This is a genomic window from Neolewinella agarilytica (genome assembly GCF_900110645.1).
GTDB classification, from domain to species: domain Bacteria; phylum Bacteroidota; class Bacteroidia; order Chitinophagales; family Saprospiraceae; genus Neolewinella; species Neolewinella agarilytica.
The window spans coordinates 164259-179254 of record NZ_FOFB01000001.1 but is presented as its reverse complement, the minus strand read 5'-3'; the positions used below and the strand labels follow the sequence as shown (position 1 = coordinate 179254).

General features: G+C 52.1%; 9 protein-coding genes and 1 pseudogene. 5 read left to right on the top strand and 5 right to left on the bottom strand.

The window, feature by feature from the left end; translation table 11 throughout:
* Positions 1 to 3 precede the first annotated feature (3 nt).
* The 3 genes and pseudogenes from BM123_RS00640 to BM123_RS00630 form a co-directional block, all read right to left on the bottom strand.
* Positions 4 to 3288, bottom strand: a complete 3285-nt coding sequence (locus BM123_RS00640; protein WP_090164871.1) for a SusC/RagA family TonB-linked outer membrane protein — start codon at positions 3286 to 3288, stop codon at positions 4 to 6.
* 489 nt (positions 3289 to 3777) lie between these two features.
* Entirely contained in the window at positions 3778 to 4596 is an 819-nt protein-coding gene (locus BM123_RS00635) for a Gfo/Idh/MocA family protein (RefSeq protein WP_245748370.1), read from the bottom strand.
* Between the two features lie 219 nt (positions 4597 to 4815).
* Positions 4816 to 5331: pseudogene (locus BM123_RS00630) on the bottom strand (isocitrate/isopropylmalate family dehydrogenase); the annotation flags it as partial.
* Between the two features lie 250 nt (positions 5332 to 5581).
* Between BM123_RS00630 and BM123_RS00625 the strand changes: the two are divergent.
* Positions 5582 to 6541, top strand: coding sequence for a ThuA domain-containing protein (locus tag BM123_RS00625; protein WP_090164869.1), 960 nt, complete (start codon positions 5582 to 5584; stop codon positions 6539 to 6541).
* Positions 6542 to 6602: 61 nt separating this feature from the next.
* Here BM123_RS00625 and BM123_RS00620 read toward each other — a convergent pair whose 3' ends face one another.
* On the bottom strand, positions 6603 to 7823 hold the full coding sequence (locus BM123_RS00620; protein ID WP_090164868.1) for a VWA domain-containing protein: 1221 nt from the start codon (positions 7821 to 7823) through the stop codon (positions 6603 to 6605).
* 315 nt (positions 7824 to 8138) lie between these two features.
* On the opposite strand from BM123_RS00620, the gene BM123_RS00615 reads away from it, so the two are divergent.
* Both BM123_RS00615 and BM123_RS00610 read left to right on the top strand, forming a co-directional pair.
* Positions 8139 to 9173, top strand: coding sequence for an SIMPL domain-containing protein (locus BM123_RS00615; protein ID WP_245748368.1), 1035 nt, complete (start codon positions 8139 to 8141; stop codon positions 9171 to 9173).
* Between the two features lie 173 nt (positions 9174 to 9346).
* The gene (locus BM123_RS00610) at positions 9347 to 11221 is read left to right on the top strand and encodes a tetratricopeptide repeat-containing sensor histidine kinase (RefSeq protein WP_090164867.1); all 1875 of its coding nucleotides are present in this window, start codon (positions 9347 to 9349) and stop codon (positions 11219 to 11221) included.
* Here BM123_RS00610 and BM123_RS00605 read toward each other — a convergent pair.
* Positions 11214 to 13247 carry a bifunctional riboflavin kinase/FAD synthetase gene (locus BM123_RS00605; RefSeq protein ID WP_090164866.1) on the bottom strand — a complete coding sequence of 678 codons (2034 nt, stop codon included), beginning with the start codon at positions 13245 to 13247 and terminating at the stop codon, positions 11214 to 11216. The genes BM123_RS00610 and BM123_RS00605 overlap by 8 nt on opposite strands.
* A gap of 265 nt (positions 13248 to 13512) precedes the next feature.
* Here BM123_RS00605 and BM123_RS00600 point away from each other — a divergent pair, with 265 nt between their 5' ends.
* Both BM123_RS00600 and BM123_RS00595 read left to right on the top strand, forming a co-directional pair.
* On the top strand, positions 13513 to 14625 hold the full coding sequence (locus BM123_RS00600; RefSeq protein WP_090164865.1) for an Mrp/NBP35 family ATP-binding protein: 1113 nt from the start codon (positions 13513 to 13515) through the stop codon (positions 14623 to 14625).
* 90 nt (positions 14626 to 14715) lie between these two features.
* Positions 14716 to 14988: a hypothetical protein gene (locus BM123_RS00595; RefSeq protein WP_090164864.1), complete on the top strand. Its 273-nt coding sequence runs from the start codon at positions 14716 to 14718 to the stop codon at positions 14986 to 14988.
* Positions 14989 to 14996: the final 8 nt, after the last annotated feature.

Genomic DNA, 14996 nt, shown 5'->3' with positions numbered 1-14996 from the left:
TGATTAGAATGAAGCATTTACACCTACCATGAAGATGCGGGTGGTAGGATAATTGCCAAAGTCAACGCCCATGAAGAGGTCATCCGCGTCAGAGTTACCCGTACCAAAAGAGGACAGGGCAGGATCCAGACCAGAGTAGTCAGTAATGGTAAACAGGTTCTGACCCTGTACGTAAACGCGCAGGTTGCTCAGAACGTCACCACCGAAAGTTCCGGGGAAAGTGTAGCCGAGCTGAAGCTGGGCGAGACGAATGTAAGAACCGTCTTCTACGTAGAAAGAAGAAGGACGACGGCTTTCCGTGTCGTTAATGTCCAGTGCAGGCAGGTCCGTATTCGGGTTCTGTGGCGTCCAGGCATCCGTAACCAGGCGACGATCAGCGTTCGTATCGAACTGGCGGAAGATGGTAAACTGCTTCGTTGAGTTGAAGATATCGTTACCGAAGCTACCAAAGAAGAAGGCCGTGAAGTCAAAGGCTTTGTAGTTAACACCAATGTTCAGGCCTGCAGTCAGGTCGGGGTGTGGGTTACCGATGATGGTGATATCTGCATCGTTGATCAATCCGTCAGGAACACCAGTCAGCTCACCTGTTTCGGGGTCGTAGCTGTCAATGTCCTGCCAGCGGAAGCGTCCCGGAGCTGCGTTTGCCTGGAATACAGAAGAAGCGTCTCCGTCGATTGCGTTAGCGGCATCGATTTCAGCCTGGCTCTGCCAGATTCCGTTTTGCTGGAAACCGTAGAAAGAACCAATGGATTCTCCTAAGCGGTTAATCTGGATGTTACCGATACGAGTACCTGGGCCACCGCGACCGAAGAATTCGGTTTGCGAACCATCAATAGCAACGATCTCGTTCGTGTACTGGCTAATGTTAGCACTGATGTTGAATTTGAAGTCACCGATTTCAGGACGCCAGTTCAAACCGAGGTCAAAACCATTGTTCTCCATTGATCCAACGTTGCTGAATGGAGGAGCAGGCGTACCTGCAGTCAAAGGAAGGGCAGGGTTGAAGAGAAGGCCGTCTACAGTAGAAGTGTAAACGTCAAGGTTTACACTCAGCTTTCCATCAAGAACGGTGGCATCAACACCTACGTTAGTAGTTGTCTTTTCCTCCCAACCTGTTGTTGCATCACCAAGCGCTGTAGCGGTGTAACCGGTCGCAAGGGAGTTACCTCCACCAATGGCGTAGAAGGTGCTACCCGTGCCACCACCAAAGTTGTTGACGAAACCATAGTTCCGGAAGTTTTCATTTCCAACAACACCGTAGCCAATACGTAGCTTAAGGTCCGTCAGGAAATTCACATTGTCCATGAAGGCTTCGTCAGACACGCGCCAGCCGAAGCTCGCTGCGGGGAAGATACCAAAGCGGTTTTCCGGTCCGAAACGGCTGGAACCATCACGACGAATAGTAGCCGTGAAAAGGTACTTATTATCCAGAGCATAAGAAAGCTGACCGAACTGAGAAAGCAGCGTGTGCTCACTTCCACCACTGCTAACGTTACGGGTTTCCGGATTCGCAAGAGAGGCACTGAGGTAGCGGGCAGATAGGTCAGAGATAAAGTACTGACCAAAGCTGCCGCTGATACCACGACCGCGTTCCCGCAAGCTCTCGTAGCCCAAAAGAACACCTACGTTGTGGCGCTCGTTAAAGGTCTTGTTGTAGTTGAGCGTGTTGGTCCATACCCAGTTGTAATTCCGGCTAAGGTTCTCACTGAAACCGTTTACGGTCGTAGGCTCAGAGTTTTCCCAGGTTGGGTTGCTCCAGTCAACGGCACCACCAACGCTGTAGTTAATACCTACCAGCGACTTGAAATTAAGGCCGTCAATGATCTCAAGCTCAGCAAACATGCTACCGACAATGGCATCATATTCTCCTACATCATCCTTGTTGTAAACCGTTTGGCCAACGGGGTTAGAGCCATTAGAAAGCCCTGTCGTCTTACCAGAAGCAAACCGCTCACCAGAGATGTCATAAACAGGAATGATGGGCTGGGCCTTTACGATTTGCATAAGAGTACCCTGCTCGTTTTGTCCACCGCCAGGTACACCTACAGAAGTAACACGGCTGATGTTCAGGTTCTCACCAATAGTAACTTTACCCAGACTCCACTGAGAGTTAGCCCGTACGGACATACGCTGGAAGTAAGTGTTATCCATCGTACCCTGCTGATCCTGGTAGTTAGCCGAGATGCGGTAAGAGCCGGCATCCGTACCTCCGGAGATTGCGAGGGTGTGATCCGTAATCGGCGCAGCACTCATGGTTTCTTCCCACCAGTTCGTACCGTCAGGATTAGCTTCCATGATCAGGTTGTTGGGGTAGCTGTATGCATCGCGGTTTACGGAACCATCAGCATTCCGGCAATCAGGACATACGTAAATGTACTGTGGAATTACCGGCTCACCAGACTGACCGTAGATAGTCGCTTCACCAGGAAGCTGACCCTGGTTGGTGTAGCTGTCATAGAAAAGGTTAGCGTACTCCAGCGGATCCTGAATCAGGATGTCATCCCAGCCGCGCTCGTGCCCCTGAATACCGTAGTAGGCATCGTAGGTGATCTTTGGCTTACCAGACTTACCCGTCTTGGTGGTAATAATGATTACACCATTGAGTGCACGTGTACCGTAAATAGAGGCAGCAGAAGCATCCTTCAGGATCTGAACGGACTCAATATCATTAGGGTTAATGTTGTTGAGGAAGTTATTGACCTGAGGAACACCGTCAACGATCGTCAGCGGATCATTAGAGGTGAAAGAAGAAATACCACGAATACGAACGTTCGTTCCGTCACCAGCGGCACCGGAAGTAGAAGTTTGTACACCCGTAGCCCGACCAGAAAGCTGCTGGTTGACCGAAGTGGCGGCAATGGAAGTCAGCTCATCCGTATCCAGAACGGCAACGGCACCGGTGATGTCACCTTTACGCTGCTGGCTGTAACCCGTTACGACTACCTGATCAAGAATCGCTACATCGGGCTCAAGGCTGATGTCGATCTTGCTCTGGCTACCCACCGTAATACGCTGGGTAGTATAACCGGTAAAAGAAATGATGAGTACGTCGTTGGCATCTGCCTGGATGGAATAAGTACCATCAAGGTCAGTAACGGTACCGGTGGTGGTACCATCAACGAGAATTGTCGCACCGACAAGACCAAAACCGGTCTCATCATAAACCGTACCTGATACGGTTTGGGCGGCGACCCAACCGGTACACAGCAACAGGAGCAGCGTCACAAAAAGCGACCGTCCTGATTTTGTGCCTCCTGGATTGGGCAGATAGTGTTGAAACACTTTCATAGATGAATAAATTGTATGATTGAATGTTGTGAAGTGGAACTACAGATTGATGCTTGCGCAGCAGAAGTAGCACCCTGAGTTGAAAAGTTGAATTATGAGGTAACAGTAAGATGTATGATACCCATACCATGGCATTGCTGCCTGGCACAGTTTTCATCCAAACTAGACTTTACGGAGTTTGCGGCCCCAAAAAAGGGGAGGCAGTTTGTGTTTCGCTTGATCGATTTAGACTTTAATGTTCTGAATGTGTGAATGTTACACTAACTATACTTGTTAAAGCAGCATTCCTTTCCATCAAATGTGCAACACTAAATGGAAGGAACCAAACAAAACGGAAGATAATTTTTCCGTTACTCCGATAACGAAACGAGATTTGGATACGCTGCGTGATCTGCAACTTTTTCTTCCCAATCGATTGCAGGTAATTCCGTTCGGCCCTTTCCGATAATTGATTGAAAGCAGTAGCTGGATGAGCAGGTAAGCCGCCTTTTATAATTTTACAATTTGCTTATTGGCTGCACTGTCATAACAGGCTTCTAACACGGCCAGACTCTTCAGATAGTCATCTCCATTGGTTTCAAATGGGCTGCCTGATTGAAATGCTTCGAGGAAATGTTGTTGAATGGAATAGACGCAGTCTCCCGCAAATCCCCGTCGCGCGTGGGCGTATTTTACTTCTCGTTCCTGTTCGCCCAGAGGCTGCAGGGTCAGCGTCCCGTCCAGGGAAAGGCGCAGTGTGCCATTGCTTCCTTCAATCACCGTAGTGCCGAAGGTGTACCTGGGGTCAGGATGATTGGCCTCGTTGTATCGGTTTCCGTCGATGATCCCCTGAGCGCCGGAGGCAAAATCCAGTAACACAATGGCGGCATCCTCCCCGGCAATGACCGGATTCAGTGTTCTCATTTTGGCAAAGACGGTGCTTACTTCGCCACCCAGGAAACGCAAAACATCGATGAAATGAATACCGGTTTCAAACATCAGCAGCCGGGGCATTGTCCTGAAATAAGGCTGGCGGCCAAGGTAGGCATCCGGGCCGTAACCGTCTCCGGTCCGCATTCGTTGGGTGATGGTATGCAGGCGGTCCCCAAGCACTCCGGCCTGTATCAGTTCCTTTATTTTACGATGCCAAGGCTGAAAACGGAAGTTTTCGTGCACCATAAATCGTTTTTGGGCGCGGACGCAGGTGCGATGGATCTCTTTCGACTCCGCCAGCGTTGGCGCCAGGGGCTTTTGGCAGGTGATGTGCTTGCCAACGTCGAAGTGTTTCTGCGCATCCATGTGCGTCCCTACGTGAGAGTAGAGCCGCAACCACCTTGCATTCCAACCATCTTTCACCCGCGTCCGCGCCTGTTCCCACTCATAGCGGGCAGGCCATCGGTGTAGGTATGGGTGAGGTCGTGGAGGTGGTAGTTTTGGAAGTTGATCATGTTTTTAAGTTGCAGGTTGTAGGTTGCAGGTTGCAGGTTGCAAGTTGCGGGTTGCCTGTCGCGCATGCTACACTGCAACCTGTACCCTGCAACCTGCAACCTACAAAGCCGCCAGCGCCGCCGCCGTTATATCCGTCGTGCTGGCTGTACCTCCCAGTTCTGCCGTCAGTGTTCCCGAAGCCGTTACGGTATTGATGGCTTTCATAATGTCGGCCGCGGCTTCCATTTCACCCAGATGCTCCAGCAGCAAGGCTGCCGACCAAAACTGCCCGATGGGGTTGGCTTTGTTTTGCCCCATAATGTCTGGTGCAGAGCCGTGGATGGGCTCAAACATGGAGGGGAAGGTTCTTTCCGGATTAACGTTGCCACTACCACCCAATCCAAGGCTACCCGTAATGGCTCCGCCCAAGTCAGACAGGATATCACCAAGCATGTTAGTGGTTAGTACTACGTCGAAGTATTCCGGGTGAAGCACGAAATTGGCCGAAGCCGTATCGATGTACATTTTACGATATTCCGCATCAGGGTAGTTGGCGGCGACCTCTGCGATGGTATTATCCCAAAGCGTGAGGGTGTGGATCATGGTGTTCGACTTGGTCACGTTCGTCACGTGCTTTCGCCGTTTACGGCCGCAATTTTATAAGTCTTCAATTTGTATGGGTGGATTGTTTCTGGGTTAAAAATACACAGAAAGCCTTCCTCTTGGGTGTGTGAAAGAAAAAATCAGGCTGTTTTATCCCAAAAAGTTACTTTTTTGCACAAATCAGATACGATTGTCTGCTTGCTTCGTCTGTCAGGTTTCGTATCTAATTGTTCCTGCTAAACAAAGAAGGTTGTATGCCTTCCAGGCCGCTAAAATATCAGTTATGAACGCTACATTCTTTTACCTTTTACTGGCATTTACTTGCCTTCTCTCTTCTTGTTCTCCCGTAAAAGTCCTGATCATTGACGGACAGAATAATCATGATGTTTGGCCAAAGTCAACCGTCATGATGAAGCAGTACCTGGAGGAAGCGAAAGGTTTTAAGGTTGCGGTCAATCGTAGCCAGTTCACCTGGAAGGGGGGCAAGCAGTCAGACTATCTTCCGTTGGCCGGCGTGGGTCTTACACAAGATAAAGAGCAACCCCAAACGGACCCGGATTTTGCACCCGACTTTAAGAAATACGATGTTGTTATTTCCAACTTTGGCTGGAAGGCAGCTGCCTGGCCGGCAGCTACTCAACGGGCTTTTGAAGAGTTTGTGAAACAAGGAGGTGGTTTTGTCTCCATCCATGCCGCTGACAACTCATTTCCTGACTGGAAAGCCTACAATGAAATGATTGGCCTGGGGGGCTGGGGAGGTCGTACTGAAAAGGATGGTCCGTATGTGTATTACAGCAATGAGGGAGAACTCATCCGTGATGAATCGAACGGTAAAGCGGGCAGCCATGGCCCCAGGCATGAATTCCCGGTAACGGTTCGTGAGCCTAACCACCCCATCACCCGGGGGATGCCTGCGGTGTGGCTGACAACAGTAGACGAATGTTATGCCCAACTTCGTGGCCCGGCTAAGAACCTAACGGTTCTGGCCACCGGCAAAGATCACTCAGACAAACCACCCACTGACCGTCATGAACCCGTGTTGATGACGGTGACCTACGGTAAAGGGCGGATTTTTCATTCCACGCTCGGGCATTCGGATGTATCCATGGAAGGCGTAGGCTTCATTGAAAGTTTTTTGCGCGGTGTAGAATGGACTGCCACCGGTAAAGTGACTCGTGAGATACCTTCTGATTTTCCAACGGAAAAGGTGGCTAGCAGTAGGGACTTTAAAGTTAAAAAGTGAACGGAGTATCACAGGAATTAACCCGTGATACTCCGCCTGAATACATGGACTGTTTAAATTACTATTCAACAATCTCATACTCTCTGGCTAACAGTCGCTTACGAACGCTGAGCTTAAGTTTCTCTCCCAGGGTATTTACCTCATTGCCACTTGCTTTTTTACGGGCTTCGGCAACATAGGCGTCGCGCTTAGCGGTAAGGGCGAGAATTTCTGCTTGCAGCGCTTTTCGTTCCTCGCTCATTTGCTTGATCTTTACTTTAAGCGCTTCGTCGGATAAACGGGATAAACTGTCCGGCATGGTTTCTTTTTGACTTAGCACGACCTCTTCGTTTTCTTCGGCGGCATCCACTACGTCCCATGCAGTATTCTTGTATTTTTTGCTGGCCTTGAACCTGGCCCTGGAGCTCAGATTGGCTTTGCTGTACGAGCCGGCGTTTACATCCTGCCGCATCTGATTCGCCTGGAAGGTAGCGCCCTGCGCACCATAGGCAATGTAGGTGCGGTTGAGCCGGAGGTTGCACTTTTCGATCGCATCATCATAAGGAGATGCGATGTAAGTTACCCGCTCATCCTGATTGATGAAGAAGAAGTCTCCATCACCGTTTTTGGCACCGCTACGCCAGCTGGGGCCGTCACTTCCGTTGGGGTTGCCGCAGAGAATGGTATTCACGATGATGTCTTTCCCACGGGCTTTGCGCAGGGCGTCTTCGGGCTTCACTTCGCCCTGGGTGAAGGGCTCGTTGCCAGCAATATAAATGAGCTTGATGGTGCCGTCGTTAGCGTCCCAGGTCAGGTCGTCAGTGGAGCGAAGGATGACGTGGCCACAGAATTCGTCGCCTCCGCCGGTCTTAAGACCGAAGAGCTTATCGCTAAACAGATCCACGTCCGTAGTGAGCGGGACAACCTGCTCGATGTACCCTTTTTCGGGTAGCAAACCACTGTTGCCATATTGGTAAAGAGCTACTTCTATGTCCGGTGCTTCGCCGTCTTTTTGGGCTTTGAGGATTTCGTTAAGGATGTTCCAGAGACGGCTTTTGGCCTGGTCGATCAATCCATCCATTGAGCTGCTGGTGTCCAGCAGGAAGGCGATCTGAATCAGATTTTTACCGGATCGGGTGGAGACGGAAGGCGGCGCGGTCGCAGGTGCAGGGTAGCTGACAGGAGCAGGGGGAGTCGGGGGCAGGCTCGTATTACCGTAAAGAAGGTTGCCAGCGAGAAACAAACAACCGATGGCCGTCAGAACAGCTGCTGAGAGCCAGGCGAAAGTAGTGGGGATTTTCATGCTAGGGGAGGGTTGGGTTAAATGGATAAGCCGGAGATTCGGTTTCAGGCAATGGATGCTCGTTCCGGCTCGATTACACAACAAAGTTGGGGCGGAATACTGCGGACAGTTATCCGCAATTTGGCAAAGCAGCCACTGACTTTGTGAACGGGACCGCTGACTACGGGAAGTGCCCATAATGCACCCTTTTACCAGCTCCTGGCAAGGTAGAGCCAGGGTTCCGGACCATAATTTTGTCTTTGCCAGACACCCGGAATGAAGGATAAATAATGCGACAGGGTGTTGGCAAAATTACTCATCCATAAATTTCCCAATATGAAAAACATCTTTAAAAATTTAACGCTGTTATCCATTTGTCTGCTCTTCTTAAGCCCGTCAGCTACCGCTCAGGTAATGGGCAATTACAACACCCAGCAACCAACGAATGCCATCAACTACCGGCCACAGTTCAGGGCTGTTCCCCGAACGGCGGCCTTCGCCCCGAATACCCGTGAGATGGAGTTCACGATTAACGCGCTGTCTAATCAAAGGGCCAGCGCTTTCGTCGCAATCTTCAGTGTTTTCCAGGCGGGGGAGACGGTTAAGGACGTTAACTCTTCCATCAACGAGAGAATCACCGATATGACAGATGGGCTAACCGCCATCGGCGTAAAGGAAGAGGATATCTATATCGACATGGTAAACTTCCTGCCCACCTATGCTTTCAGCGAGGAGAACAAAATCTTCTCCAAGAAAACGCTGACCGAGAAGCCTACCGGCTTTCAGTTGCAGAAGAACCTCCACATCCGTTACCACGAAGCTGGTATGCTGGACGACATCATGACTGCCGCCACCAATGCGGGTATCTATGACATCATCAAAGTAGACGAAATCGTTGAAAAGCCTCAGGAGGTCTATACGGAGTTGCGAAAGCTCACCTTCGAGTACCTCGAAGAACTCAAGGCCATGTATTCCGATAACGGTATTGCTCTGGACAGCTCCAAGCTCTCCGTAGCGGAATCTGCCTGGGTGGTGTACCCAAAGGATCGCTACGAGAGTTATTCTGCGCATGCTTCCCAGAAGCTGAGTAAAGAGGATCGGGAGGGAGCCAACGTCAGTCAGGTAAATAAACCAACCCTCCGGTTTTACAATGCCATCCCGTTCAATGACTATGACCTGGTACTGAACCCTGACGTGCTGGCACCCACGGCGCAATTCACTTACAGCATGAAGGTGAAGTTCATCCTGCCGGAGGAGAAAAAGCCCGTTCCGGCTCCTGAACCAGAGATTAAAACGGTGACGGAGCATACCTACTTCTACCTTACGCCGGAGGGGAAGGTGGTGCCGCTGCCGTTGGGAACGGCGAAGTAGGCTTGTGGCCTGGTCGTCTGTAGGCTGCCGCGCTAACCCGCTCCGGGAGCCTTCGGCCCCGTTCGCGATCGGACCTGGGGGTCCTCAAACCAGGTTGGGCGAAGGGCCTCCAGGTTCGACCAAATAAAGAAGTAAAGCAAACTAAAATCCCAAAATCCTTACCTTCACTCACCATGCCAAAACTCCTCCTCTTGCTCCTCTTTGCGCTATTCACCTTCCCAGGTGTTAACGGGCAATCTGTGAGCAAGAAGCGGAGCAAGCAGGAGATGGCTCCATCGGCCATTGAGCGGGCTGCCGCCCTGCGGGAAACTGACCCTGCTGCGGCCATCCGGACACTCAGTGACCTGATCCAGTCTAAGCCCGCCACTAAAGACCTTACGGAGGCTTTCATCCTGCTGGGAGACATTTATGCAGACATCGAGCAGCCCGAACTGGCGCTTGGCCGTTACGAACGGGCGCTGGAAGTGGTGAACCCCAGTGATAAGCTCACTGCTGCCCAACTTTCCCTGAAGCGGGGAAGGGTGTATCTGGCGCAGAACAATACCTCCCAGGCACGGGCCATGTTTACGGCTTGCCTTGACCTTGCACCTGCGGGGAGCGCCCAAAACATCGCTTGCCGTGAAGGCCTGGCCGACCTGGAAGCTCTTGCAAGTAACTACGCGCAAAGCCAGAATTATTACGAGCAGGTCCAAATCGCTCAGCCGGCCGATAGCCTGCTGCAGCTACGGGTAAATGCCAAGCGCTCTAATGTCTATCTGCAGCAAAACGACATTATTAACTCTGCTGCATCCTTGAACGAAGCCATTAAGCAGGTGCCCAGAAACACGACCTTGCCCGAGGCTGAGTCCGAAGAATTGGTTACGGCCAACGTTAACTTCCGAAAAGCGGTAACCAAAGAGTCAGCAGGAGTGACCGAGCCGGTTATTGAGCTGTTGCCTTCGGCTCCCGCTCCTCTGGTGCTGACGGATAATTTTGAGCGTTTCAGGTCCTTACGGGAAAAAGGAGAAAGCAAGTTGGCGGAGACTAAGTTGGCCGAAGCCATTGAGCGCATTGATGCAGAAACGCCGACTGAAATTTCAACCAAAATCTACGCGGAGGGCGCGGATTTTTACCTGGACCGAAATCAGGCCAGGCGGGCGGCAGAAGTCTACCGTGATTATACAGAAGCTAATAACCGCCTGCTCGCCGAAAAACGGGAAGAACTCGATCAGCGGGTGGCCGTTTTACGTGAACAACAACAGGTTGACCTGGGTCTGAAGGACCTCCGGAGTGCGGAAACAGAAGGCCGGCTCCTCAGCCAACAGGTTAGCCTGCAGCGCTGGCTTATCTACCTGCTGGCGGCCTTGCTGCTGGGCGCGTTGCTATCGGTCTTACTCATCTGGCGGAACGTCCGTAAGCGCCGCCGGGCGAACCAGGAGTTATTGCTGCGCAACCTGCAAACCAGGATGAATCCCCACTTCATCTTCAATAGCCTGAACAGCATCAATAATTACATCGCACGGCAGGATGAGCGCTCAGCGAACCGCTACCTCGGTCGCTTTGCCAAGCTGATGCGTAACGTGATGGATCAGTCGGGGAAGGATTTTGTTCCCTTAAGCGAAGAGCTCGAGCAACTTGGCCTTTATCTGGAACTGGAAAAAGAGCGCTTCGGGGGTAAGTTCGACTATGAGCTACCCGATGTTGATACCTTACCGCCAGCATTGGAAGAAGTACAGCTGCCCCCCATGATTCTGCAGCCTTTCGTGGAAAATGCCATTTGGCACGGCCTCCGCTACCGCCCTGATGGCGGACGACTTCGCCTGTCCTTTGAAGGCCAGAGCAACAGCGACCGTGCTATCGTCATTACCGACAACGGCATTGGCCGTGAAAAATCTGCCGAACTAAAGACGGAGAACCAACGAAAGCATGGTAGTACGGGAATTGCCACGAGTCAACAACGGCTGGAGCTCATTAATCTGCATTACGGAAAGAACTTTCGCATCCAGGTGGAAGATGCTTTTCCCGGAGCAGAATTTGTGGGTACCCGGGTGCGGATACTGCTTACTTAACTACTTCCTGCACCTCAGTCGGGACCTGCTTATTCACTATCTCCGCAAATCGGCGGTGGCCCAGTAAGTAGTAGTGCAGAATGACACTATCGGCCACCCGCCCGATGGCCGTCCGGTCTTTTCCGATGCGGGCGGCTTCGAGTTGTTCCCGGCGCTCTTTGCGCCGGCCGATCCACAGCCCCAGGTGACCGTAAAAGTGCAGGTGCGCCTTGAGGATGGAGGTGATATGGGCCACATTGCCCTGGCTTAAAAAGAGTAAGCCGGCCAGTCCATCAAGGACTAACCGCACCGGCAGCCACCAGATCAGGCGAGCTATGGGCTCGTTCTTAAAGCTTGTCGTCAGGGTATTCCGGAAGTTGAGGTACGTTTTCCGGGGAGTGTTGTAGTTGAGCGTGCCGCCGCCAACGTGATAGACCACTGAGGCTGGTTCGGCAAGAATGCGGTATCCGGCGCGTTTCATGCGCCAGCAAAGATCAATTTCTTCGGCGTGGGCAAAGTACTCGGGCTCAAAGCCGCCAAGGGCATGAAAAAGGTCGGCCCGGCAAAAGAAGGCCGCTCCGGAAGCCCAGAATATTTCTTTTCGCCCGTCGTACTGCCCCTCATCCCGTTCTGTATGGTGGAAAATACGCCCCCGGCAGAAAGGGTAGCCCAGATAGTCAATGTACCCGCCGGCAGCGCCGGCGTACTCGAAGACCTCAGGATTGGCCTCAGACAAAATCTTGGGCTGGACGGCTCCGATGTCCTCCTTTTTGAAGAGGGGCAAGATGACCTCGAGCCAGTTCGGAGACACCCGGACATCGCTGTTAAGCAAAACGTAGACCTCTGCCTTCACTTGCATCATGGCCATGTTGTAGCCGTTGGCGAAGCCATAGTTTTCGGGGAGTTCAATGCATTCAACCTCCGGATAGTGTTCCCGCAGCCAGGCGATGGAATCGTCCGTACTCAGGTTGTCAGCCACGATGGCCCGGGCATGGGGCGGGAGGCTTTCTACTACGCCGGGCAGGTATTTTTCCAGGTAATTACGTCCGTTGTAATTCAGGATGACTACTGCGGTATCCGGAGCGTAAATCTCTTTATCTTTTTCTTTTTTTTGGGGGACTGCCAGGGCAGCTTTGGCGGCGGCTTCATCGAGAGACAATTGCGCCTTAAGCTCGTCCAGGCTGCTGAGTTCCATATCCCCACGCAGGTGATCATGGAAAGTGACCGTGATGGTGTCTCCGTAGATGTCCTCGTTGAAGTCGAAGAGGTTGAGCTCTACCGTGATGCCCCGGCCGTCGTTCAGACTGGGACGATCGCCGATGTAAAGCATGCCGCCCAGTACCTGGTTTTTCCAACGGGCGTGAACGGCGTATATCCCATTGGCAGGAATGAGCTTCAGCCGGTGAAAGGGCTCCAGATTAGCGGTAGGGAAGCCGATGGTCCGACCGATTTTCTGCCCCTCGATGACGCGGCCGGTAAGCTCGTACGGTCGGCCAAGTAGCTCCGCCGCAACACTTACCTCACCTGCCAGTAAGGCTTTACGGATCTTGGTGGAGCTTACGGTGATGTCGTTCACTTCCTGGGCGTCAATCTCAATGACTTCATACCCGTGTTCCTGCCCTAGATGGTCCAGATAGGCAACATCTCCCATGCGGTCTTTACCGAATCGATGATCGTAGCCGATTACGATACGATCCGGATGAAAGTGGCGAACGAGAAAATTTTCGATGTATTCTTCCGGTGTTTGCTGGCTGAATTCTATGTTGAAGGGCACAACAACCAGATGGTCGATGCCGGCTTCTTCGCAGCAGGCGATTTTCTCCGGGGTGGTGGTCAGTAGCCGCAGGCTATCATCTTCCGGGCGTAGAACGGAGCGCGGATGAGGGTCAAAGGTGATCATCACACTTTCTCCGCCACGGCGCTCTGCCAGCCGTCGGATGCGCGCTAAGAGTGACTGATGGCCACGGTGAACCCCATCAAAGCTACCAATCGTGACAACGGCACGACGGAAACGGGGAAGATCAGAAAGCTGATAGTGGGTTGTCATTCTTTGGGGCAAAACATTCGTAGACACTTCGGCAAGCTCAATGGGGGGCGCAAGCGCGGGTGCAAGGTAGGAATAATGGCCATGTTTTTTATAAACGAGTTGAATAGAACCCGGAGGACCGCGTAGCAGCCCCGAAGGGAATCAAACATCTTTAGCTCCGGACGAAGCAGTTGACGAAGTCAGCGGCGTAGTCCGGAGAGAACAATTTTTGCACCTGCGTTCGCGCCTTTCTAAAACTCTCCGCTCCATCGTATGTTTGCCCCCTATGGAAACGTCGAAAATTGTCAAGGCTCTGGCTACCGTTCAGGATCCCAACACCGGACAGGATATCATTACCGCTAATATGGTGCTTCACCTGAAAGTAGAAGCACCTAACGTTTCTTTTACCCTTCAGCTTCCGAAGCTTGATGCGGATTATAAGCAGCAACTCAACTTCGCCTGCCAGGAGGCAATTATGGGCATTTACCCCGAGGCAAATGTCCACGTCCACATGCAAAACCCCGGCGCAACGGCTGCTGCCGGCCAGGGGGGCGGACCGAAGAAAGGCAACCCCTTGCCGCACGTACGGAACATCATCGCGGTGGCCAGCGGTAAGGGTGGGGTAGGCAAGAGTACCGTTTCCGTAAACCTCGCTCTTGCCCTGCAGGAGCTCGGTGGTGCCGTCGGACTGCTCGACGCTGATGTCTATGGCCCCAGCGCGCCAACGATGCTTGGCCTGCAGGGGCAAAAGCCCAAGGTGGAAAAAATCTACGGTAAGCCTAAGATCAAGCCTCTCTTCGCCTACGGAATGCCCGTCATGAGTACCGGCTTTGTTGTGGAGCCGGAACAAGCAGTTGTTCTCCGTGGACCAAGGCTCTCCGGCATCATCAAGCAGTTCCTCGAAGAATGTGTCTGGCCTCCGCTGGATTACCTCATCGTTGATCTTCCCCCTGGTACCGGAGACGTACAACTCAGCCTCGTGCAAACCGTCTCCGTTACCGGAGCTGTTTTGGTTACCACACCGCAGGAAGTAGCCCTCTCCGACGCCATCAAGGCCATGAATATGTTTTTCCTCCCCGATGTGCAGGTGCCCGTACTCGGCGTAGTGGAGAACATGAGTTGGTTTACCCCCGCCGAGTTGCCGGATAACAAATATTACCTCTTTGGTAAGGACGGTGGTAAGTCACTGGCAAAAAAATCCAACTCCATGCTTTTGGGCCAGATCCCGATCGTTCAATCTATCCGTGAGGGCGGAGACGATGGTAAACCCGCCTTCCTGGACAAAGAGAACACCCTCATCCGCGAAGCCTGGATGAAGGTTGCCAAAAACGTTGCCCGGCAGACGGCGTTGCGTAATGAGATGATGGGGGCAACTAAGGTAGTGGAGGTGAAGTCCTGATGGAGACTGTCGTCTTATTCCAGGCACGCCTCATCGAATAAATAAGATGTTTGGTTTTCTCCTTCCGTGTTTAGGAGAAATTGACATCTTATGATCAGAAAGTTGAGAAAGGTACCCTCTGATTGGTTTGGTTTACTTACCGTCCTGGTTGGCCTCTCCGCAGGCATGGGGATGGTTCGTAAAACCAGTGGAGGAACCTGGCTTTGCCAGGATGGAGGATGTGTTTCTGTACAAGGCTATACCATTATTACCCTCTCGGTAATCAGTGGCTGCTGGTTGGTCTATGAGGAGATTCGACGCCTTCTCCGCCTTCGTCATATCCGGAAGCTGAAATTGAGAAAGATGAATAGCGGAGACAGTTAAGGTCTTAC

What these genes read in the sequence shown, in the direction of transcription:
- BM123_RS00625 (WP_090164869.1), top strand. Translation starts at nt 5,582, where the DNA reads ATGAACGCTACATTCTTTTACCTTTTACTGGCATTTACTTGCCTTCTC.
- BM123_RS00610 (WP_090164867.1), top strand. Translation starts at nt 9,347, where the DNA reads ATGCCAAAACTCCTCCTCTTGCTCCTCTTTGCGCTATTCACCTTCCCA.
- BM123_RS00605 (WP_090164866.1), bottom strand. Translation starts at nt 13,247, where the DNA reads ATGACAACCCACTATCAGCTTTCTGATCTTCCCCGTTTCCGTCGTGCC.
- BM123_RS00615 (WP_245748368.1), top strand. Translation starts at nt 8,139, where the DNA reads ATGAAAAACATCTTTAAAAATTTAACGCTGTTATCCATTTGTCTGCTC.
- BM123_RS00640 (WP_090164871.1), bottom strand. Translation starts at nt 3,288, where the DNA reads ATGAAAGTGTTTCAACACTATCTGCCCAATCCAGGAGGCACAAAATCA.
- BM123_RS00600 (WP_090164865.1), top strand. Translation starts at nt 13,513, where the DNA reads ATGGAAACGTCGAAAATTGTCAAGGCTCTGGCTACCGTTCAGGATCCC.
- BM123_RS00620 (WP_090164868.1), bottom strand. Translation starts at nt 7,823, where the DNA reads ATGAAAATCCCCACTACTTTCGCCTGGCTCTCAGCAGCTGTTCTGACG.
- BM123_RS00595 (WP_090164864.1), top strand. Translation starts at nt 14,716, where the DNA reads ATGATCAGAAAGTTGAGAAAGGTACCCTCTGATTGGTTTGGTTTACTT.